Below are 22,021 nucleotides of genomic sequence, written 5' to 3'. Positions count from 1 at the left end.
GATGAATACCGCAACACTCGTTTTGACCGCAGCAGGCTCCGTCCTGCTGCTGCTTTTTCTGGTGATGAAGGCACGGATGCACGCCTTTGTCGCGCTGATGTTAGTCTCCATCGGTGCCGGATTGTTCTCCGGCATGCCACTGAACAAAATCGCGGAAACCATGCAGAAGGGGATGGGCGGCACGCTCGGCTTCCTCGCCATTGTGGTTGCACTGGGCGCAATGTTCGGCAAAATCCTGCATGAAACCGGCGCCGTGGATCAAATCGCGATCCGGATGCTGAAAACCTTTGGTCAGAGCCGCGCCCATTATGCGATGGGCATTGCCGGTCTGATCTGCGCGCTGCCGCTTTTCTTTGAGGTGGCGGTGGTGCTGTTGATCAGCATCGCGTTTGCGGTGGCGCGGCGAACTGGTGGCAATCTGGTGAAGCTGGTCATTCCGCTGTTTGCCGGTGTGGCCGCGTCGGCGGCGTTCCTGCTGCCCGGACCGGCTCCGATGCTGCTGGCTTCACAGATGCACGCGGACTTTGGCTGGATGATTTTGCTGGGTCTTTGTGCGGCGATCCCGGGCATGCTGATTGCCGGGCCGCTGTTTGGCAACTTCATCGGCAATCACGTGACGTTCAGTGCGCCACCGGAAGATCATCAGCCGGATGTTGATGAGAGTAAACTGCCGTCGTTTGGCTTCAGCCTCTCACTGATTCTGTTCCCGCTGGTGCTGGTCGGCCTGAAAACCATCGGCGCACGCTTCACAACCGAAGGCACCACGCTGTATGAGTGGCTGGAATTTATCGGCCATCCTTTCACCGCCATCCTGCTGGCGCTGCTGGTCGCGATTTATGGCCTGGCTTACCGTCAGGGTATGGATAAAGAGCGGGTGATGCAGGTGTGCGGCAGCGCGCTGCAACCGGCCGGGATTATCCTGCTGGTGATTGGCGCAGGCGGCGTGTTCAAGCAGGTGCTGGTGGATTCCGGCGTCGGCCCGGTGCTGGGCAATGCGCTGACCGGCGCGGGCCTGCCGATTGCGCTGGCCTGCTTTATCCTGTCGGGCGCGGTGAGGGTGATTCAGGGGTCGGCGACGGTCGCCTGTCTGACCACGGTCGGCTTAATCATGCCGGTGATTGAACCGCTGCATTACAGCGGTGCTCAGCTGGCGGCGCTGTCGATCTGCATCGGCGGTGGCTCGATTATTATCAGCCATGTGAACGATGCCGGGTTCTGGCTGTTTGGCCGCTTCACCGGAGCCAGCGAAGCAGAAACCCTGAAGACCTGGACACTGATGGAGACCATTCTCGGCACCGTGGGTGCAGTTGTTGGAATGATTGCTTTCGAACTGCTTTCCTGACCAACCCGACGGGCTATCTGCCCGTCAGTTTTTTTCCCGCGAGCCGGGGAAGAGTAAAAAAGGGAACAGCAGATAAGGTGCCACTACCAAAAGGGCAATGACGCCGCGTGAATAGCCGGCGTCATTTATTCTTCTCACCCCGCAGGAAAATAGAGGCAAAACAAACAGCAGCAGCGCGATTAAGCTTATTTCATGCTCTGGCCCGGTAAACCATTGCAGATAACAGCAGAACCAGACCAGCTGAAACAGCAGGAAAATAAAATAGCTCGTCCTTCCTTCACGCCCTTCATAGTTAAACGTGCGCAGCAGACAGCTTTTGATAATTTGCAGCAGCCTGTTCATGCCCATTTTCTTCTTATCAGAGCAAAAACAACCAGCGTGATAGCGGCGGCAAGCAAGTAAACGCAGGCCAAATCAGTGACGTCAACTTGCATCAGTTGCACGTCATTCAGCGCCGCTTTCTGGCTCGGGACGGATAATACGGTCAGGCCAGCTAAACAGAGTATATTTGCCAGAAAGAATAGCGCCTGAAAAACTGTTTCTTTAGCCACGGACAGGGCGGCAATTTTTCTGAAATCCCACCAGGCTACCAGATAAACCAGTAGCCAGAGCAACGCGCAGAGTAGTGGGGCAACCAGGTAACTGCGCATATCTGTGATCACCCCTGAATGGCCGCTGCTGGCATACTCCAGGACTTCCTGAAGGGAGACGTAACCTGTTATCAGATAGAGCGCGCCGAAGAAAAAGGGTAATAACAACCTCATTGCATTTCCCTCCGGGTTTTCAGACGCTGTATCTAACTTTCGATACTACCCGCCATAGATATCTCCTTTTTTACAGCATCATATAAATAATATTGTTCATTTCAATGCCGTAACTATGTCATAAACAGGCTGAACTGAGGCGGCTGCCTGCCTGTCAGTGTAAAAGGACAAAGGCGCGCTTATAACTTCAGATAAGCCCGAATGCCATCCAGGAACATCTGGGTGGCCAGCATAATCAGTATTAATCCCATCAGACGTTCCAGCGCATTCACACCCTTATCGCCCAGCAGACGCAGGAACAGACCTGACATCAGCAGAATAGCGACCGTTACGCCCCAGGCGATCAGCAGCGCGCCTACCAGATGCGACATCTGATGCGGATACTGATGCGACAGCAGCATCAATGTGGCCAGCAGCGATGGCCCGGCCACCAGTGGAATCGCCAGCGGCACCAGGAACGGCTCTTCACCCGCCGGTAAGCCAGAACTGCTGCTTTCAGCCGACGGGAAAATCATCTTGATGGCGATCAGAAACAGGATGATCCCGCCGGAAATCGACACTGTTTCGGTGCGCAGATTTAAAAACGCCAGGATGCGTTCGCCGGTAAACAGGAACAGCAGCATGATGATCAGGGCAATCAGCATTTCGCGGATTAGCACCACCCGCCGCCGTTTCGGCTCCAGATGCTTCAAAACCGACATAAAAATCGGCAGATTGCCCAGCGGATCCATAATTAACAACAATAATATTGTTGCCGAAATCATTTCAGTCATCGGTTTTGCGCCATGTTGTTCGCGAAAAAGCGGAGTTATTAGTTACGCTGCTGAAAAAGTTAGCGTAATCGAATTAATTCACTTGCTACCCGGCCTGCATTTTGTAGAGTGAGGGGACACAGGTAAATCCTATTATTACGCAGAGCGGCGTGAAAATAGCACGCCGCTCTCTCCTCTGAAATGAAAAGCAGGTGTAACTGCCTTAGACGGACACGACATGAAGAATGTAGGTTTTGTTGGTTGGCGCGGCATGGTCGGCTCAGTGCTGATGTCCCGCATGAGTGAAGAGCGTGATTTTGATGCAATCAATCCGGTCTTCTTCTCGACGTCGCAGCATGGTCAGGCGGCACCCGCGTTTGCGGGCAAACAGCAGGGCACCCTGCAGGATGCGTTTGATATTGAAGCGCTGCGCGCGCTGGATATCATTATCACCTGCCAGGGCGGCGACTACACCAGTGACGTCTATCCAAAGCTGCGCGCCAGCGGCTGGCAGGGATACTGGATTGATGCGGCCTCTACGCTGCGCATGAAAGATGATGCCATCATCATCCTCGATCCGGTCAACCATGCGGTGATTCGCCAGGGCATCGACCGTGGCATCAAAACCTTTGTGGGTGGTAACTGTACTGTCAGCCTCATGCTGATGTCGCTGGGCGGCCTGTTTGCGCAGGATCTGGTGGAGTGGGCCTCGGTTGCCACCTATCAGGCAGCCTCTGGCGGCGGCGCGCGCCACATGCGCGAACTGCTGACCCAGATGGGCATGCTGCACGATCACGTTGCGCCTGCGTTGCAGAACCCGGCTTCGGCCATTCTCGACATTGAGCGTAGCGTGACCGACTTTACCCGTTCCGGCACTTTACCAACCGACAACTTCGGCGTACCGCTGGCAGGCAGCCTGATTCCATGGATTGATAAGCAGCTGGATAACGGCCAGAGCCGCGAAGAATGGAAAGGCCAGGCGGAGACCAACAAGATCCTCGCCACCTCTAAAGTCATTCCGGTTGATGGCTTGTGCGTGCGCGTCGGGGCGCTGCGCTGCCACAGCCAGGCCTTTACGCTGAAGCTGAAACGCGACCTGCCGCTGGCTGAAATTGAGCAGCTGCTGGCCTCTCACAATGAGTGGGTCAAAGTGGTGCCGAATGATCGCGAGCTGACGATGCGTGAACTGACGCCAGCCGCTGTTACCGGCACGCTGACCACACCAGTTGGCCGCTTGCGTAAACTGAATATGGGGCCGGAATATCTCTCCGCCTTCACGGTGGGCGATCAGCTGTTATGGGGCGCAGCCGAACCGCTGCGTCGCATGCTGCGGTTGTTAACCAACTAAACAGCAAACATCGCCACAGGGCGGATTGATAATCAATGCCGATCAGATGAAACAATGGATCGGCTAACCGCCTGGTCGCTATGTGAAAGCCCGTAATCATTACTGATGGTTGCGGGCTTTTTGTTTAGTTAAAATTAAATGCAATGTTATGAGCGGGTATAACTTAAAAAAGCCTCAAGGGTCTTTTATGTCTCTATTGCCATTATCAGGCAGAGCGCCAGTGATCAGGATTGCCTTTGCTGGTATTTCTTACTCGGGCGACTAGCGGATTATGGCCTGCCTTTTTGGCTGCCTGAATTGCGCTGTCTTGAGTTGAATGATTCAATCCATCAATACTCTGACCTCCAGCATATTCGACGGTATAATGTGTGATCGCTGATCCTTCCGGGCGTCCGGTAGGCTGTGGTTCTACATAAACGTTAGACATAAAATAAACCTCGCTTCTTGAAAGTTATTTTCCAACCACTTTTAATATGATTGTTTATTTTTTCATTTCCAATCAGGATTGCTTAATCGCTTAATATCTAAAGTGTGATGATGTTCAAAAAAGAATGACTTGCTAATTTTTATTATGTTAGCGCTGTGTTTTTACAGGGTGAATAAAGTTAAAGAAAGTTTGCGCTGTTACTGGCTTGATTGTTTTTTTAAATAATGAAGTTTCTGGATTATTTTTTATTATAACGGCTACCCACTGATACTGGCGTACCACTTTACGACTGCACCAGTGGGTAAAATTCACGGCCATTTTCAGCTAATCCTTTTTTTTAATTAATCCTTTTCAGCCATGCTTTTCTTTCCGATGCGCTATGCCCGTACATTCCAGTCATCCGTATACTGCACATTTCCATCAACATAACGCCATGTAATTTTGTCATACATCATGGATATCGATTCCATATGATTAATTTGCGCATTACCTGACATTTTAGCATTTGGCATGCCGGGATTCACACCGGTAATCTTTACCCCCTCGATAGTCATAACAAAGTAACACTCTTCCTGACCGGCATGGTTGATTCTGTACCAGCGGATTTCCGCACTTTGCAGCGTCTGACCCGTCGCCACCGCCTTGTACAGATAAGGACTGGAGCTATCAAACTCCTTTTCAATCATCATCGGTGAGTGTGAACGCTTGCCGGTAATCTTGCCGTTGGCGCTGTCTACAGGAATATTCAGCCCATGACTGAAACCCACAATCTCAATGCTGCCATCACGATCCTGGACATCAACGGAGCCTTTAATATGAGCGCCGCCATCATCTTTGAGCCACATATAAGCAGGAATTGACATGTTAATATCTCCTTATTTTTGTGATTAACTTCATTGTCAGGAAAAAAACCACCACAGTAATAACTATATTAGCGAGGAAACTAATATAGAAAAACGTATCATCTATTGCCTCTGCGCCAATTTCACCAGGGCCATAAAGCAGGTTTCCTATCTTCAAAACGAAATCATAGCTAATCCAGTTATACGGTTCACCCATAGTCCGCCCCACACAAAGTAAAATCAGAAGGAAAAAGGCTACCTTCCCTGATTTACGGGCAAGTATCGCCATAAGTGATTACCTCAATGGTGCCATAGGCTTTTAAGTCGCTGCCCGGAATCGGGGTTCTGGACGTTCTTAGCAGAGCATTTCTCAGCATGTCGAAATCGGATTGCCAGGCAAGAGTAATGCAACCCTCTGAGACATGACCAGGATGAAGCCTGAAACCGCCCCGGGCTACGCCCCGAAAGAATGTGCTATCGTCGATCATGTTATCTGCACGAAAAAGGGCAAACCATTCTGAATGATCAACATGATACTTAAACGCAGATTTTATTTCGTCAATTGCCCATGCTCTGACGCTGTTGATCCAACTACCAGAAGGGCGGTCAACAATGTAGTAACGTCCGGCAGGTAATGGTCCCTTATTAATTATCATCCCGCAACCACCCTTTTTACGATAGATGCCATTACCAGAAAACGCTTAAAACGTTCCTACTCTCGGAAAACTCAGTGGTGAATAATCAGCGTTATTGATTACAAACTTTCCGTATAAAATCATAGCCATTCCTTTGCCTCTGTTATTTTTATTTGCATGCTAATACAAAGAAAAAAACAGACGAATGGCTATTTCTGTAAAAAATTAAGATTGTGAAGCCGATTCACTTCCAGCCCTGTTGGTGTCCCAAATCCTGCCAATCCCAGAAACATGCCGTTAACCATCGCTTTACAACGCGTTATCAGGTAGCTTTTCTTGATCGTTGCCTGCACTCCACGCTTCCGGAGGCTGACCAGGGTCGGCGGCAGAGCTATCGTTTCGATCCAGTAAAAAATGTTGCTTCATCAGTTGGGGCATTTCGGGCAGCTTAAATGAAAATAATCATCCATTTACCCGGCTTTTTCATCACTGTCGTACACGAAACAATCTACCGTTTCGCTTACTCAGTGATCAGCTTCCCTTTTTTGCCGATCGCTAAAGAATATTTTGCTTAAGTCCATGGCAACTCCCGTGACCAAGCTATGATTTAACCATGATGTGCCACAGGTCACTCTTGTGCTTTCCGGATTAAATGGTTGTGGTACACGGCAAAAACACTTTTCCCACGGAATGGCCTGACTTCTTTGTCGTTGTACGTATGGCTCAATGAAGAGCAGCGCAGATGAACCGCGACAGGCCGTGTCGCGTTCATTTCGGCTGCCAATTATCACAGGAAGAAAGTCATGTCAGAGCTTCCCGATCGCGATGCGATCAATGCCCTGTTTGCGGGTAATTATGCCGACCCTTTTTCGTTACTAGGGATGCACCGAACTCAGCAAGGCCTTGAAGTCAGGGCATTGCTTCCCGAAGCGCTTGAAGTGTGGGTCATTGAAACCTCCACCGGGCGCAAACTGGCTCAGCTGATGTGTGAAGATGCACGCGGCTTCTTCAGTGGCGTCATTCCACGCCGCAAAAACCCGTTCCGCTATCAGCTGGCGGTGAACTGGCACGGCCAGCAAAACCTGGTAGACGATGCCTATCGCTTTGGTCCGCTGCTGCAGGAGATGGATCTGTGGCTGCTGGCGGAAGGGACACACCTGCGCCCTTATGAGACGCTGGGCGCGCACGGCGACGTCATTGATGGCGTCTTCGGCACCCGCTTCTGCGTCTGGGCACCCAACGCCCGTCGCGTGTCAGTGGTTGGCGATTTCAACTTCTGGGATGGCCGCCGTCATCCGATGCGTCTGCGTCAGGAGCTGGGCATCTGGGAGCTTTTTGTACCGGGCGCGGTCAATGGCCAGCTCTACAAGTATGAAATCATCGACGCCAATGGCGAACTGCGCATCAAAGCGGACCCGTACGCGTTTGAGGCGCAGATGCGTCCGCAGACTGCGTCGATGATCTGTGGTCTGCCAGAGCCGGTTGAGATGAAAGCGGAGCGCAAGGCGGCCAACGCCTTCGACGCGCCGATCTCCATCTATGAAGTGCATCTGGGCTCCTGGCGTCGTCACACCGACAACAACTTCTGGCTGAGCTACAAAGAGCTGGCTGAACAGCTGGTGCCCTACGTCAAAGAGATGGGCTTTACCCATATCGAACTGCTGCCGATCAACGAACATCCGTTTGATGGCAGCTGGGGCTATCAGCCGCTGGGCATGTATGCGCCGACCCGACGTTTTGGTACCCGTGACGAGTTCCGCGCCTTCATTGACGCCGCCCATGACGCGGGCCTCAACGTGCTGCTCGACTGGGTGCCGGGTCATTTCCCCAGCGATGATTTCGGTCTGGCGCGCTTCGACGGAACGCAGCTCTATGAGCACAGCGACCCGCGTGAAGGCTTCCACCAGGACTGGAACACCCTGATCTACAACTTTGGTCGCCGGGAAGTGAGCAACTACCTGTCGGGCAATGCGCTCTACTGGACCGAACGCTTTGGCATCGATGGCCTGCGTGTGGATGCGGTCGCGTCGATGATCTACCGCGATTACAGCCGCAACGAAGGAGAGTGGGTGCCGAATCAGTTCGGTGGCCGCGAGAACCTCGAAGCGATCGAATTCCTGCGTTACACCAACCGCACGCTCGGCACTGTGGCATCCGGGTCGGTAACCATGGCTGAAGAGTCAACCGACTATCCTGGCGTGACGCGTCCGACCGAAGGCGGCGGGCTGGGCTTCTGGTTCAAATGGAACCTGGGCTGGATGCACGACACGCTCGACTACATGCAGGTCGATCCCATCTACCGCAAGCACCATCACAACCTGATGAGCTTCGGCATGATGTACAACTACACCGAAAACTTTGTGCTGCCGTTGTCGCATGACGAAGTGGTGCACGGTAAGCGCTCAATTCTCGATCGTATGCCGGGCGACGCCTGGCAGAAGTTTGCCAACCTGCGTGCCTACTACGGCTGGATGTGGGGCTTCCCGGGCAAGAAACTGCTGTTTATGGGCAACGAATTTGCTCAGGGCCGCGAGTGGAACCACGACGTCAGCCTGGACTGGCATCTGCTGGAAGGGGATGACAACTGGCACAACGGCGTTCAGCGTCTGGTGCGCGATCTCAACCACACCTATCAGCACTACACGCCGCTGCATCAGCTCGACTTTGATCCGGCAGGGTTTGAGTGGCTGGTGGTGAACGATGCGGAACACTCCGTCTTCGCTTTCGTCCGCCGCGACCGTGAAGGCAACGAAGTAATCGTCATCAGTAACTTCACCCCGGTGCCGCGTCCGGGCTATCGCTTTGGCGTTAATCAGCCTGGCTACTGGCGAGAAGTACTGAACACCGATCAGCATGAGTATCACGGTAGTGACGTGCGCATTCATCGGGTGCATACCGATGAGCAGGAGAGCCACGGACGACCGCAGTCGCTGAGTCTTGATCTGCCACCGCTGGCAACAGTCTGGCTGGTGCGGGAGGCTGAATGACCATTACTGCCGGAGATCCCGAACCGCTGGGTGCCAGTTATGATGGCAAAGGCGTTAACTTCACTCTGTTCTCACAGCATGCGGAGCGCGTAGAGCTCTGCCTGTTTGATGAACAGGGCGCAGAACAGCGTCTTGAGCTGCCTGGCCGCAGTGGGGATATCTGGCACGGTTATGTTCCGGCGTTAAAACCGGGACAGCGCTACGGCTACCGGGTGCATGGGCCCTGGGCGCCGCAGCAGGGACATCGCTTTAACCCGGCGAAGTTACTGGTCGATCCCTGCGCTCGCGCGGTGGAAGGCGATGTTCCGGATGACCCGCTATTTCATGGCGGCGAGGCGCAACCCGATCCGCATGACAACGCGGCGATTGCGCCCAGGTCGCGGGTGGTCGCAGAGGATTTCGACTGGCAGGACGATGTCGCACCGCGCGTGCCGTGGGGCAACACGGTAATTTATGAAGCCCACGTGCGCAGCCTGACGCAGCAGCATCCGGAAATTCCGGAAACGCTGCGCGGGACTTACGCGGCGCTGGGTCATCCTGTTATGGTGGATTACCTGCGCAAGCTGGGGATCACCACCCTTGAACTGCTGCCCGTGGCCCATTTCGCCAGCGAACCGCGACTGTTGCAGCTCGGCCTCAGCAACTACTGGGGCTACAACCCCTTTGCGCTCTGGGCGGTGGACCCTCGTTACGCCTCCGGTCAGCCGGGCGTGACGCCGTTGCAGGAGTTTCAGCAGGCGGTCAAAAGCCTGCACGCTGCGGGTATCGAAGTGGTGCTGGATGTGGTGTTCAACCATACCGCCGAACTGGATGAGATTGGCCCGACGATCTCCATGCGTGGCATTGATAACGCCAGCTACTACTGGCTGGATGAGCAGGGCGATTATCAGAACTGGACCGGCTGCGGCAACACGCTGAATATCCACCATCCGCAGGTGATGGCGTGGGCCCTGGAGGCGCTGCGCTACTGGGTGCGGGTCTGCCACGTCGACGGCTTCCGCTTTGACCTCGCACCAGTACTGGGTCGTACACCCGATTACCAGCGTGATGCGCCCTTTTTCGAGGCGATACGCGCCTGTCCGCTGCTCTCCCAGGTCAAGCTGATTGCGGAACCCTGGGATATCGGCCCTGACGGCTATCAGGTTGGCCGTTTTCCGCCGCCGTTTGCCGAGTGGAACGATAAGTTTCGCGACACCGCACGTCGTTACTGGCTGCACGGCGACGTAAGCAACGGCGACTTTGTTCGCCGCTTTGCCGCCTCCAGCGATCTCTACCAGCATGATGACCGGCTGCCACACGCCACGGTTAACCTGATCACCGCCCATGACGGTTTTACGCTGTGGGATGTGGTGAGCTTCGAACGTAAACACAACGAAGCGAACGGGGAAGATAACCGTGATGGCCACGGTGATAACTACAGCCACAATCACGGCAAAGAGGGGCTGAACGTCAGCTTTGACGTGATCGAACGCCGCCGTCGCAGCGTACGGGCATTGCTGACGACGTTGCTGCTGTCACAGGGCACGCCGATGCTGCTGGCCGGCGATGAGCGCGGCCACACCCAGCACGGCAACAACAACGCCTACTGTCAGGATAACGCTCTGAGCTGGCTTGACTGGCAGGCGGATGAGAAGGGATTAGTCGGATTCACCGCAGCACTGATTGCTCTGCGCCAGCGCATTCCGGCGCTGACCGCAGATCGCTGGTGGCAGGACGGTGACGGCAATGTGCAGTGGCTCAATGCCGGTGGCCAGCCACTGCAACACGATGAATGGGCACAGGGGATGCACAGATTGCAGATCCTGCTGTCCGGCCGCTGGTTAATAACAATAAACGCCACGGATACGGTGAATGACATCGTGTTACCAGACGGAGAATGGCGTGCCCTTCCTCCTTTCGCCGGGGACGACAACCCCATCCTGCTAACTGTCTGGCATGGTCCCGCACACGGTGTGTGCGTGTTCCAAAAGCAATCATAAGGAGTCAGACATGGTTAAGTTAGATAGAACAGATCACCTGATGCTGGCCCGCCAGCTCCCTACACAGACGGTTGCTCTGATCCTTGCCGGCGGACGCGGCACGCGCCTGGTCGATTTAACGGCCAAACGTGCTAAACCGGCGGTGCATTTCGGCGGCAAGTTCCGCATTATCGACTTTGCCCTCTCCAACTGCGTCAACTCCGGTATCCGACGGATTGGCGTAATTACCCAGTATCAGTCCCATACCCTGACTCAGCATATCCAGCGTGGCTGGTCGATCTTCAATGAAGAGATGAATGAGTTTGTCGATTTGCTGCCAGCGCAGCAGCGCTTTTCGACCGAACAGTGGTATCGCGGAACGGCCGATGCCGTGACGCAAAACCTTGATGTGATTCGCCGCTATCAGGCGCAGTACATTGTGATCCTTGCCGGGGACCACATTTATAAGATGGATTATTCACGCATGCTGCTGGATCACGTGGTGAACGAGGCGAAATGTACCATCGCCTGTTTACCCGTGCCGGTGCATGAGGCCACGGCCTTTGGCGTGATGGCGGTGAACGAAGATAACATGGTGATCGACTTCGTAGAGAAACCCGCGAAACCGCCCACCATGCCGGGTGATGACACGCAGTCGCTCGCCAGTATGGGGATCTACGTGTTTAACGCGGATTATCTCTATGCGCTGTTGGAAGAGGATCTGCAGACGCCTGGCTCTAATCATGATTTCGGCAAAGATATCCTGCCGAAAATCGTGGCAAGCGGCGAAGGCTATGCGCACTCCTTTGCGCTCTCCTGCGTCCAGAACGATGACAATGCGCCGCCTTACTGGCGCGACGTCGGCACGCTGGAAGCCTACTGGCGCGCCAATCTCGACCTGGCATCGGTGATGCCTGAGCTTGATATGTATGACGTTACCTGGCCGATTCGTACTCACATGGAGCCGCTGCCGCCGGCGAAATTTGTTCAGGACCGTTCCGGCAGTCACGGAATGACTATGAACTCGCTGGTATCGGGCGGTTGCATCATCTCCGGTTCGGTGGTGGTCAATTCAGTGCTGTTCCCACGCGTTCGCGTTAACTCGTTTTGCAATATTGATTCAACTGTACTGCTGCCCGATGTGGTAGTGGGCCGATCGTGTCGCCTGCGTCGCTGCGTGATTGATCGTGCCTGCGAACTGCCGGAAGGCATGGTTATTGGCGAAAACCCCGATGAAGACAGTCGCCGTTTTCACCGTTCGGATGAAGGGATCGTACTGGTCACCCGCGCCATGCTGGCCAGGCTGGCCAAAGCGGGGCTGTAAGCGATAAGCGGAACTTACGCAATCGGCACGCGGAGCGTGCCGGATAACTTAATGAGGTCGAGGATGCAGGTTTTACATGTCTGTTCAGAACTTTTCCCGCTGCTGAAAACGGGCGGACTGGCTGATGTAGTTGGGGCATTACCTCAGGCGCAGATTGCGGGCGGCACGGATACACGGGTACTGTTGCCCGCTTTTCCCGCATTGCGCAAAGGCATACCTGATCTCCAGGTCGTGACAGAGCGAGAGACATTTGCCGGTCATATACGTCTGTTATTTGGTGAATTTAATGGTGTGGGCATCTACTTAATTGATGCGCCTGGCCTCTACGATCGCCCCGGCAGTCCTTACCATGACGAGTCGCAGTTTGCGTATGTCGACAACTATCTGCGCTTTGCGCTGCTGGGTTGGGTCGGCTGTGAACTGGCGTGCGGCATGGACGCTATGTGGCGTCCCGAGATCGTGCATGCGCATGACTGGCATGCTGGCCTGACCTGTGCCTATCTGGAAGCGCGCGGTCGTCCGGCTAAATCAGTCTTTACCGTGCACAACCTGGCGTACCAGGGGCTATTCATGGCGCATCACATGGATGAGATTGGCCTGCCGTGGTCGTTCTTTAACATGCATGGGCTGGAGTTCTTCGGACAGATCTCCTTCCTGAAAGCGGGACTCTTTTACGCTGACCATATCACGGCGGTAAGCCCGACTTACGCTCATGAAATTACCTCTGCCGAATATGCTTATGGCATGGAAAGCCTGCTGGCACAGCGGATGCTGGAAGGCCGTCTTAGCGGGATCCTTAATGGCGTCGATCCCTCTATCTGGGACCCGGCGCACGATCTGCTGTTGAGCGCGCGCTATAACCGCGACACGCTGGAAGCGAAAGCGGAAAACAAACGGCAGCTGCAGGTGGCGATGGGGCTGAAGGTGGATGATAAAGCGCCGGTATTCTGCGTGATCAGCCGTCTGACCAAACAGAAAGGGCTGGACCTGGTGCTGGAAGCGCTGCCTGGCCTGCTGGCGCAGGGCGGACAGCTGGTGCTGCTGGGACAGGGTGATGCCGAACTGCAACAGGGATTCCTGGCGGCGGCGGCGGAGCATCCGGGCAGTGTCGGCGTACAGATTGGCTATCACGAAGCGTTCTCCCACCGTATTGTCGGTGGCGCGGATGTGATCGTGGTGCCGAGTCGCTTTGAGCCCTGCGGCCTGACACAACTTTATGGCCTGAAGTATGGTACGTTGCCGTTAGTGCGCCGCACCGGCGGGCTGGCGGATACCGTCAATGACAGCTCTCTGGAGAACCTGGCCGACGGTATTGCCAGTGGCTTCAGCTTTGAAGATGCCAATGCCTGGTCGCTGTTACGGGCCATCCGGCGCGCGTTTGTGTTGTGGTCCCGTCCTTCACTGTGGCGTTACGTTCAGCGCCAGGCGATGGCGATGGACTTTAGCTGGCAGGTGGCCGCACAAGCCTACCGTGATCTCTACCAACGTTTGATGTAACGGATTGGGAAAACTGGATATGAATGCACCTTTCACTTACGCCTCACCAACGTTGACGGTTGATGCCTTAAAGCATTCGATTGCCTACAAACTGATGTTTACCATCGGCAAAGATCCCTCGATCGCCAACAAGCACGAGTGGCTCAATGCCTCGTTGCTGGCGGTGCGCGACCGGATGGTGGAGCGCTGGCTGCGTTCCAGCCGTGCCCAGCTCTCTCAGGATGTCCGCCAGGTCTATTACCTGTCGATGGAGTTCCTGATGGGTCGCACCTTAGGGAATGCCCTGCTGGCGATGGGGATCTATGACGATCTCAACCAGGCGCTGGATGAGATGGGTCTGGATCTGGCCGAGCTGATGGAAGAGGAGAACGATCCGGGGCTGGGCAACGGTGGTCTGGGTCGCCTGGCGGCCTGTTTCCTCGATTCACTGGCGACGCTGGGCATGCCGGGCCGCGGTTATGGCATCCGCTATGATTACGGCATGTTCAAACAGAACATTGTGGAAGGTGAGCAGAAAGAGTCGCCGGATTACTGGCTTGAGTATGGTAATCCATGGGAATTCCAGCGTTTCAATACCCGTTACAAAGTACGATTTGGCGGTCGTGTTCAGCACGAAGGCACCAAAGTGCGCTGGCTGGAGACTGAAGAGATTCTGGCGATGGCCTATGACCAGATCATTCCCGGCTTCGACACTGATGCCACAAACACCCTGCGGCTATGGGGCGCGCAGGCCAGCAACGAGATCAACCTCGGTAAGTTCAACCAGGGCGACTACTTCGCGGCAGTGGAAGATAAAAACCACTCAGAGAACGTGTCGCGCGTGCTTTATCCGGATGATTCGACCTACTCAGGCCGTGAGCTGCGTCTGCGTCAGGAGTATTTCCTTGTCTCCGCGACGGTGCAGGACATTCTGAACCGTCACTGGCGGATGCATCAGACCTGGGACAACCTGGCGGATAAAATCGCCATTCACCTGAATGATACCCATCCGGTGCTGGCGATTCCCGAACTGATGCGCCTGCTGATCGACGAACATAAATTCAGCTGGGACAGCGCTTTTGACGTCTGCTGTCAGGTCTTCTCGTATACCAACCATACGCTGATGACTGAAGCGCTCGAGACCTGGCCGGTCGATATGATCGGTAAGATCCTGCCGCGCCACCTCAGCATCATTTTCGAGATTAACGACTTCTTCCTTAAGACGATCCAGGATCACTATCCTGATGACCTGGATCTGCTGTCGCGCATTTCGATCATCGACGAGAACGATGGACGCCGGGTACGCATGGGCTGGCTGGCCGTCGTCGTCAGTCATAAAGTGAATGGCGTGTCAGAGCTGCACTCTAACCTGATGGTCCAGTCGCTGTTTGCCGACTTCTCCCGTCTGTTCCCGGGCCGCTTCTGCAATAAAACCAACGGCGTCACCCCTCGTCGCTGGCTGGCGCTGGCGAACCCGGCGCTATCAGAGGTACTGGATGAGGAGATTGGTCGCAACTGGCGTACCGATCTCAGCCAGCTGGATGAGCTGAAAGCACAGATCGACTATCCGGCGTTTATTGAAAAAGTCGCGGTTGCCAAGCATCAGAACAAGCGTCGGCTGGCAGACTGGGTGGCGAAGAATCTGGATGTGGTGCTCGACCCGAACGCGCTGTTTGATGTCCAGATCAAGCGTATTCACGAGTACAAACGTCAGTTGCTCAACGTGCTGCATGTGATCACCCGTTACAACCGCATCAAGGCCGATCCGCAGGCGGATTGGGTGCCGCGCGTGAATATCTTTGCCGGTAAAGCAGCGTCGGCCTATTACGTCGCCAAGCATATTATTCATCTGATTAACGATGTCGCGAATGTGATCAACAATGATCCACAGGTGAAGAACAAACTGAAGGTGGTCTTCATCCCGAACTACAGCGTGAGTCTGGCGCAGATCATTATCCCGGCGGCCGATCTCTCTGAGCAGATCTCGACCGCAGGGACGGAAGCGTCCGGCACCAGTAACATGAAGTTTGCGCTGAACGGCGCGCTGACAATCGGTACGCTGGATGGGGCCAATGTTGAGATGCTGGATCACGTCGGGGAAGAGAACATCTTTATCTTTGGTAATACCACGCCGCAGGTCGAAGCGCTGCGTAAGGGCGGCTATAACCCGCGTGACTATTACGAAGGGGATGAAGAGCTGCACCAGGTGCTGACTCAGATTGCCTCTGGCGTGTTTAGTCCGCAGGATCCGGGCCGTTACCGCAATCTGTTCGACTCTCTGGTTAACTTTGGCGATCACTACCAGTTACTGGCGGATTATCGCAGCTATGTGGATACCCAGGATAAGGTGGATGCGCTCTACCGTAAACCGGATGAGTGGCAGCGCCGCGCGGCGAAAAATATCGCGGGCATGGGCTACTTCTCGTCGGACCGTACCATCCAGGAGTACGCCGATGAGATCTGGAACATTACACCAATAAGGCTGTAGGGTCGGGCAGTATGCCTTTCTGACGTTCTTTGCGGCCGGGTAACCGGCCGCATTGTCATCTTTTCTCATGGCATTCCCGCCACCCCGTCGCTTTTTCAGAAGGTTCAGCATCTTATGACCTCGGTGCCTGTATCTGCCCACAGAGCGAACCAGATCATTACACTCCGGCTGAGAATCGCTACTATGCGGAAAAGCAAAACGATCCGACAGGCAACCGCAGCCCATGAGTGACAACATCAATCAGGAAATTACCTTCCGCAAGCTCAGCGTTTTTATGATGTTTATGAGCAAAGGGAATATCGCCCGCACAGCGGAAGCGCTGGCGCTGAGCAGTGTCAGCGTGCATCGCGCGCTGCACACGCTGGAAGAGGGCATTGACTGTCCGCTGTTTATTCACAAAGGCCGTAATCTGGTGCCGCTGCCTGCCGCCTGGACGCTGCTGGACTACTGTCGCGACGTGACTACCCTGATGGGTAAAGGTATTGAAGAGGCGCGCAAGGTGGCGGGTATCGGCGTGGGTCGTCTGCGGCTTGGCACACTCTACTCGCTAACGCTTGAAACCATTCCCCGGCTGATCATGGGCATGAAACTGCGTCGGCCCACGCTCGAGCTTGATCTGACCATGGGCTCCAATCAGATGCTCATGAATATGCTGGAAGATGACGCGCTGGATGCGATTCTGATCGCCACCGATGAGGGCGAACTCAGCGATGCGCATTTTGATGTGATTCCGCTGTTTGAAGACAGTATTTTTCTGGCTGCGCCAGCCGGGGAGACGCGGGAGGAAACCGGCCCGGTGGATCTGCGTGATTTTGCCGACCGGGATTTTGTTTCACTGGCTGAGGGATTTGCCACCTATACCGGTTCGCAGGAGGCGTTTCAGATAGCCGGATTTGAACCGCGCATAGTCACCCAGGTAAATGACATCTTCTCAATGATAAGCCTGGTGCAGGCGGGCATTGGCCTGGCGCTGATTCCGGGACGAATGAAGAAGGTGTATGAAAACAACATTCAGTTGCTGCCGCTCGCTGAGCCTTGTCAGATGCGTCAGCAGATCTCGATTGTCTACTCACATCGTCGCGAACGCGATAATGACCTGCTGGCCCTGGCGGCAGAAGGGCGGATGTACGCCCGCAGCCTTACTGACTGAGCCGTTTAGCCAGATGCAGCGCCACCCCGACGCTGTTGCGCTCCATGCAGATCGCTTCGCCCTGCCAGCCCGCCTGCAGTGTCAGGCCCGTCAGCACATTGCCCGGCGGCATCTCGATCGCCAGTCGGGCATCGCGCTGATTAGCGGCAACCATCGCATCATTCCACTGCACCGTGCGCGCCATATTAAAGGCGAGATCGTCAGCAATCTTCTCAGGTTCCCAAATCACCCGTCCGGTTGAGCCGCTGAGATAAGCGCAATCGGGCCGGGAGAGGGTGACGGATGCAAACGCGCGCGCCAGTTCGGCGGCGGGCTTGTCCAGCAGCGCGCAGTGCGACGGCACGCTCACCGCGAGTCTGATCGCTTTGCTGGCACCGGCATCCAGCGCTTTCTGCGCCACGACAGCCATATCCTCATCACGACCGGCAATCACAATCTGCGTTTCCGCATTCAGGTTGGCGATGTAGGTATTGCTGCCAGCCAGCAGCTTCTCCAGACGATTCAGCGTTAAACCGGTGATGGCGGTCAGGCCATATCCGTGCGGGTAAGCCTGCTCCATCAGATCGCCGCGCAGTGCAACCAGCCGCAGGGCGTCGCTGAAATCGAGCGCACCGGCGATCACCGCAGCGGGAAATGCACCAATCGACAGACCACTGACGATGTCCGGTTTCACTCCACGGCGGATCAGCTCGCGCGCCCAGGCGACTCCGGCAATCAGCAGACAGAGCTGCACGGCGCGGGTGTGGCGCAGCGCATCAGTGCTGTCGAGCCGGTCGGTCTCGTCGCCCAATACCGCGCGCACGCTGTTTAATACCGCGTCGCCGTCGGGCAGATGCTGCAGCATCCCGGCTCGTTGGGTGCCCTGGCCGGGAAAGGTAAAGAGTATTTTCATGAATTCTCCCTGCTCCAGGGTGAAGCGGTCAGTATCGGTCCGGTATCGGTTTTTAACAGCACGCGACCCTCACGCAGCCACTCGTTCAGCGCAAACGCGCCAGACGGCGTTTCCACCTGGATATCCACCCGGCAGTCCAGCGAGTCGGTCAGCGTCTGCCACTGTTGCAGCGCATCGCGCGGCAGCGGCTGCGGGGCGCGGATCACTAAATCAAGATCGCTGGCAGCATGCAGCGTGGGCCGTTGCGTCGCCAGCGCATAACCGGTGCTGCCGGTTATGCCCCAATGCCAGGGCCAGAGAGACTCGCTGAGCGTAATCGCCGCGCGAACCGGCGCATAAGCGGTAAAGGGTGAATCCAGCAGCCATGCCCGTTCTGCCACTCTCTCTGGCGTCACCATCCGGACAATATCGGCTGGATTAATCCAGCCGGCGGCGCGCTGCTCACGTCGCTCACCGCGCACACCCACCGGAATCAGACCGGATTCACGGTGATCGCGCCGTACCACCACCGGCAGATCGGGATGCCAGAATGTGCTGACCCAGTTCTCTTTAATCGCAGCTAACGCGTCGCTGTGACGCAGCCAGAGCAGATCGTGGGGGCGCGGCGCACTCATATTACATTCCTGATGTCAGCGTGATGAACAGCGGTAACGATAAAATACACAGAATCGAACTCAACAGTAGCACGGCTTCAGCATCGGGCGACTGCACGCCAAAGCGGTTGCCGAATACCACGCCGAAGAAACCGGCTGACAGCGCAATCATCAGGATAGCGGTAATGGCCACTGAACCGTTAAGCCCCAGCGCCAGTACCAGACCCCAGGCGATAAAGGGCTGAATCAGCAGTTTAGTCACCGTGCCGACGCCCACCACCGCGTTAAGTTTCAGTTTGCGTGCCGACAGGATGACACCGGTCAGGAAGAGTGCAGCGGCGGTGGCAGCAAGACCCAGCGGTTTGATGGCGGCCAGCACCAGATCAGGCATTTTAACGCCCAGCGCTGATAACACCACGCCAATCAACGGTCCCAGTACGATCGGTTTTTTCACTGAACGCCACATCAGAATCGGCAGCATGGTCAGGGTTGAACCGTGCTCGGTGCCGTCGGCAAACGCTTTTTCACGTTCCAGAATCAGCAGGCAAAGCGGTGTAAGCAGCACTGAACCACAGGCGATGGAGACCGCTACCGAGAGCGAAGTGGCACCATTTTCACCCAGCACGCTGGCCAGAATGGGCAGGCCCAGCGCGGCGTAATTTGGCAGCGCCACCGTCAGTGTTAACACAGCCGCATCCTGCGGTGACTTTTTGAAAACTTTTGTAGCCGCGAAATAGACAGCTCCATAAGTAATCCACATTGCGCCGGTAATAACCACAATCAGCGGCCATTGCGCCACGATGCCCGGCCAGGGCGTTTGTACCGTTGCGCTGAACAGCGCGGCGGGCAGTGCAAAATCCATGACGAAAATATTCAGCAGAGAGACGTCTTTGTTGTTGACCATTCCGGCCTTACCGGCCCAGAAACCCAGCAGCATAATGACAAAGATCGGAGCAAGGGCATGAACAATTATATAAATCATAAATCACCTGTAATTAAAAAGAATTCTTTAAAAAACAGCGATGTTTATAATTCTGAACACGGCCACTGCTCCGGGGCGCAGTTAGCGATGCGCCCCGTCAGACCGGTTTCGGCAGGTTTATTTTTTTTATGATTACCAGGTCGCGCGCATCCGTTCGCGAACCAGGGAGGAGCTGTGACGATTGGATGCACCCAGGCGGCTTTTCAGGCTCGGATCCTGACGAGCGTCGCTAATCGCCTTGTGCAGCGCAATCTCGACCATCGCCACATCAGCGTCAGACGGCGCATCAGGATTGCCCACGTTCAGCAGATCGGAGAGCAGGCCCAGCGTGGCGAAGTTATTCACGTCGTAAGCCATCGGTGGAATGGTCGCAGCCAGTTTTTCCAGCGCTTCCACGGAGCGCAGCGTAATACGCGCCGCCGATGCTTTGCCCATGGCATGCACCAGCACACCCTGATCGTTAAGCGCAATCAGTCGGTTAGCCTGATAGCCGTGTGCCAGGAATGCACCGGACATCGCTTTGCCAACAATCAGGCCAATCACCGGATGACCGTCAAGGCGTGCGTTGGCATAAGCCCCCGCCGCACCGGCCAGCGCCTGATGAATACCAAATGCCTCTTCGCGGCGGCCATAGGCCTGACTCGGCACATCAATCACCGCCACAATCGGGCGTTTCACGGCACTGTTTTTGTCTGCTTCGCGCGTTTCATTCACCACTTTCGCCAGCGTCCAGCCCTCCAGCAGACCGACTTCACCCTGCGCGGCGCGCGGATAGTGGTTTTGGGGATCGGGCACAACGGCAATAAAGCGTACGTTTTCGCCATTGAGCTGGCCGTCAGCCACCTGAACAGAGGCACACAGGCCGCTAAGACGCTGTGCATTGGGTGCGAGTTTTTCCAGCCAGGTTGCACCGCGGCTGCTTGTCTGAGTCATTATTTCTCCTCCCGGGCGAAAAGCTGTTTAATCTGCGCGGTGTCCGCCTGCTGGCGGGTATCAAACTGCGACAGACGTGACAGGAAATCGGCATAGTTATCACTGCGGTTCTGGGCCGGAACGCCTTTGGCAATAAAGTCATTCATGGCGGTTTTCACCGCGTTGATGCCGTCACTCACCAGCGCATCGACCAGGCCGCTGGCGTAGCGGATTTCGCCGCCGGTCATGCTCCAGATAAACGGGCGATCGCGTGAGTCATACTCTTCAATGCCTGCTTCCTGCTCAATCACCTGCGGACCGTTCAGCCCCAGACGGGCTTCACGCGTGACAATCAGGTAGCTGCACAGCGCGGCAGCAATAGACATCCCGCCGAAGCAGCCAACGGTGCCGCTGACGATGCCGATAACCGGGGTGTAGCGACGCAGATCGACAATCGCTGCGTGAATATCCGCAATCGCCGCCAGGCCAAGATTTGCTTCCTGTAAACGCACGCCACCGGTTTCCAGGCAGAGCACCGCCTGAGTCGGAATGCCGTTGCGGTTGTCTTCTGCCGCCAGCTCCAGCGCTGCCGCCATTTTCGCCCCGGAAACTTCGCCCATGCTGCCGCCCTGGAAGGTGCCTTCAATGGCGACAACCACTGCAGGCTGACCATTCAGGGTACCGCGCGCCACTACCATGCCGTCATCTGACTGAGGCACCACGCCCTGCGGGGCCAGCCATGGCGACATAATGCCTTCAAACGGATCAAGCAGTTCGCGATAGCTGCCTGCATCCAGCAGCGCATGGGCGCGTTCACGAGCCCGTAATTCAATAAAACTGGCATCGTTACGCATGGCTCACCTCTTCAAAAACCTGTTCAATACGGATACGCGCTACGCCGGGTGTCGCGCCGAAATCGTGAATAATCAGCTCTCCGGCGGGCAGGCCGTTTATTAAGTTCAGGCGATCAAACAGCGCCTTCCAGCGCGCGTCGCTGTTATCCAGTGAGGTGGTGATATCGATGTTCAGTGTCTGGCCTTCAGTTGCGGTGTACAGCACTTCCATATCACCGGAACCAACGACCCCGGCCAGCGCTCTGCCATTGAGCAGGCGGTTAGCAGGTAAAGATAATGTGATGTGTTCCATAAT

21 protein-coding genes and 1 pseudogene are annotated in these 22,021 nt (G+C 55.6%); 8 read left to right on the top strand and 14 right to left on the bottom strand.

The genetic code is table 11. From position 1 onward, the window contains the following. Position 1 precedes the first annotated feature (1 nt). Entirely contained in the window at positions 2–1,342 is a 1,341-nt protein-coding gene (gene gntU / locus AC6I8J_RS17330) for a gluconate transporter (protein WP_008926287.1), read from the top strand. 24 nt (positions 1,343–1,366) lie between these two features. Here the strand turns inward: gntU and AC6I8J_RS17325 are convergent, their stop codons facing one another. The 3 genes from AC6I8J_RS17325 to AC6I8J_RS17315 form a co-directional block, all read right to left on the bottom strand. After that, positions 1,367–1,684, bottom strand: a complete 318-nt coding sequence (locus AC6I8J_RS17325; protein ID WP_161735520.1) for a DUF805 domain-containing protein — start codon at positions 1,682–1,684, stop codon at positions 1,367–1,369. Further along, positions 1,681–2,106 (bottom strand): hypothetical protein, encoded by a 426-nt coding sequence (locus tag AC6I8J_RS17320; protein WP_497825598.1) that lies wholly within the window; start codon positions 2,104–2,106, stop codon positions 1,681–1,683. Before AC6I8J_RS17320 ends, AC6I8J_RS17325 begins: the two co-directional genes overlap by 4 nt. Positions 2,107–2,285: 179 nt before the next feature. After that, the gene (locus AC6I8J_RS17315) at positions 2,286–2,879 is read right to left on the bottom strand and encodes a YhgN family NAAT transporter (protein WP_013359324.1); all 594 of its coding nucleotides are present in this window, start codon (positions 2,877–2,879) and stop codon (positions 2,286–2,288) included. 217 nt (positions 2,880–3,096) lie between these two features. On the opposite strand from AC6I8J_RS17315, the gene asd reads away from it, so the two are divergent. Further along, entirely contained in the window at positions 3,097–4,206 is a 1,110-nt protein-coding gene (gene asd / locus AC6I8J_RS17310) for an aspartate-semialdehyde dehydrogenase (protein WP_161735516.1), read from the top strand. Positions 4,207–4,411: 205 nt separating this feature from the next. On the opposite strand, the gene AC6I8J_RS17305 is transcribed toward asd, so the two are convergent. From AC6I8J_RS17305 to AC6I8J_RS17285, 5 genes and pseudogenes are all read right to left on the bottom strand, one after another. Beyond that, positions 4,412–4,633, bottom strand: a complete 222-nt coding sequence (locus AC6I8J_RS17305) for a hypothetical protein (protein ID WP_072013109.1) — start codon at positions 4,631–4,633, stop codon at positions 4,412–4,414. A 147-nt stretch (positions 4,634–4,780) separates the two neighbouring features. Next, positions 4,781–4,951 (bottom strand): hypothetical protein, encoded by a 171-nt coding sequence (locus AC6I8J_RS17300; RefSeq protein ID WP_497825597.1) that lies wholly within the window; start codon positions 4,949–4,951, stop codon positions 4,781–4,783. Between the two features lie 59 nt (positions 4,952–5,010). Next, positions 5,011–5,496, bottom strand: coding sequence for an Hcp family type VI secretion system effector (locus tag AC6I8J_RS17295; RefSeq protein ID WP_260059416.1), 486 nt, complete (start codon positions 5,494–5,496; stop codon positions 5,011–5,013). Position 5,497: 1 nt separating this feature from the next. Beyond that, positions 5,498–5,764 (bottom strand): hypothetical protein, encoded by a 267-nt coding sequence (locus tag AC6I8J_RS17290; protein WP_222924895.1) that lies wholly within the window; start codon positions 5,762–5,764, stop codon positions 5,498–5,500. Then, positions 5,745–6,254: pseudogene (locus tag AC6I8J_RS17285) on the bottom strand (DUF2778 domain-containing protein). The gene AC6I8J_RS17290 and the pseudogene AC6I8J_RS17285 overlap by 20 nt, the downstream one beginning before the upstream one ends. 659 nt (positions 6,255–6,913) lie before the next feature. Here AC6I8J_RS17285 and glgB point away from each other — a divergent pair. The 6 genes from glgB (at position 6,914) to AC6I8J_RS17255 (ending at position 17,493) form a co-directional block, all read left to right on the top strand. Then, the gene (gene glgB, locus AC6I8J_RS17280) at positions 6,914–9,097 is read left to right on the top strand and encodes a 1,4-alpha-glucan branching enzyme (RefSeq protein WP_161733729.1); all 2,184 of its coding nucleotides are present in this window, start codon (positions 6,914–6,916) and stop codon (positions 9,095–9,097) included. Next, a complete protein-coding gene (glgX, locus tag AC6I8J_RS17275; protein WP_497825596.1) occupies positions 9,094–11,076 on the top strand; it encodes a glycogen debranching protein GlgX in 1,983 nt (660 codons plus the stop codon). The genes glgB and glgX overlap by 4 nt, the downstream gene beginning before the upstream one ends. 10 nt (positions 11,077–11,086) lie before the next feature. After that, a complete protein-coding gene (glgC, locus tag AC6I8J_RS17270; protein WP_161733725.1) occupies positions 11,087–12,379 on the top strand; it encodes a glucose-1-phosphate adenylyltransferase in 1,293 nt (430 codons plus the stop codon). Positions 12,380–12,442: 63 nt separating this feature from the next. Beyond that, the gene (glgA, locus tag AC6I8J_RS17265; protein ID WP_161733723.1) at positions 12,443–13,876 is read left to right on the top strand and encodes a glycogen synthase GlgA; all 1,434 of its coding nucleotides are present in this window, start codon (positions 12,443–12,445) and stop codon (positions 13,874–13,876) included. A gap of 19 nt (positions 13,877–13,895) precedes the next feature. Beyond that, complete coding sequence (gene glgP / locus AC6I8J_RS17260; RefSeq protein WP_135907558.1) at positions 13,896–16,343, top strand: glycogen phosphorylase; 2,448 nt, start codon at positions 13,896–13,898, stop codon at positions 16,341–16,343. Positions 16,344–16,566: 223 nt separating this feature from the next. After that, positions 16,567–17,493 (top strand): LysR family transcriptional regulator, encoded by a 927-nt coding sequence (locus AC6I8J_RS17255; RefSeq protein WP_161733721.1) that lies wholly within the window; start codon positions 16,567–16,569, stop codon positions 17,491–17,493. Here AC6I8J_RS17255 and mdcH read toward each other — a convergent pair. The 6 genes from mdcH to mdcC form a co-directional block, all read right to left on the bottom strand. Then, a complete protein-coding gene (mdcH, locus tag AC6I8J_RS17250) occupies positions 17,483–18,385 on the bottom strand; it encodes a malonate decarboxylase subunit epsilon (RefSeq protein ID WP_161733719.1) in 903 nt (300 codons plus the stop codon). The two genes, AC6I8J_RS17255 and mdcH, sit on opposite strands and share 11 nt — an antisense overlap. Then, positions 18,382–18,999, bottom strand: coding sequence for a malonate decarboxylase holo-ACP synthase (locus AC6I8J_RS17245; protein WP_497825595.1), 618 nt, complete (start codon positions 18,997–18,999; stop codon positions 18,382–18,384). The genes mdcH and AC6I8J_RS17245 overlap by 4 nt, the downstream gene beginning before the upstream one ends. A 1-nt stretch (position 19,000) precedes the next feature. Then, complete coding sequence (locus AC6I8J_RS17240) at positions 19,001–19,960, bottom strand: AEC family transporter (RefSeq protein WP_161733715.1); 960 nt, start codon at positions 19,958–19,960, stop codon at positions 19,001–19,003. A 132-nt stretch (positions 19,961–20,092) separates the two neighbouring features. Beyond that, the gene (mdcE, locus tag AC6I8J_RS17235) at positions 20,093–20,893 is read right to left on the bottom strand and encodes a biotin-independent malonate decarboxylase subunit gamma (RefSeq protein WP_150011130.1); all 801 of its coding nucleotides are present in this window, start codon (positions 20,891–20,893) and stop codon (positions 20,093–20,095) included. Further along, positions 20,893–21,726, bottom strand: coding sequence for a biotin-independent malonate decarboxylase subunit beta (locus AC6I8J_RS17230; RefSeq protein WP_135907562.1), 834 nt, complete (start codon positions 21,724–21,726; stop codon positions 20,893–20,895). The genes mdcE and AC6I8J_RS17230 overlap by 1 nt, the downstream gene beginning before the upstream one ends. After that, positions 21,719–22,018, bottom strand: coding sequence for a malonate decarboxylase acyl carrier protein (gene mdcC / locus AC6I8J_RS17225; protein WP_033734248.1), 300 nt, complete (start codon positions 22,016–22,018; stop codon positions 21,719–21,721). The genes AC6I8J_RS17230 and mdcC overlap by 8 nt, the downstream gene beginning before the upstream one ends. Positions 22,019–22,021 lie beyond the last annotated feature (3 nt).

This window comes from Pantoea sp. X-Soil-ISGK-355 (assembly GCF_059730805.1).
This window is presented reverse-complemented; position numbering and strand designations above follow the sequence as displayed.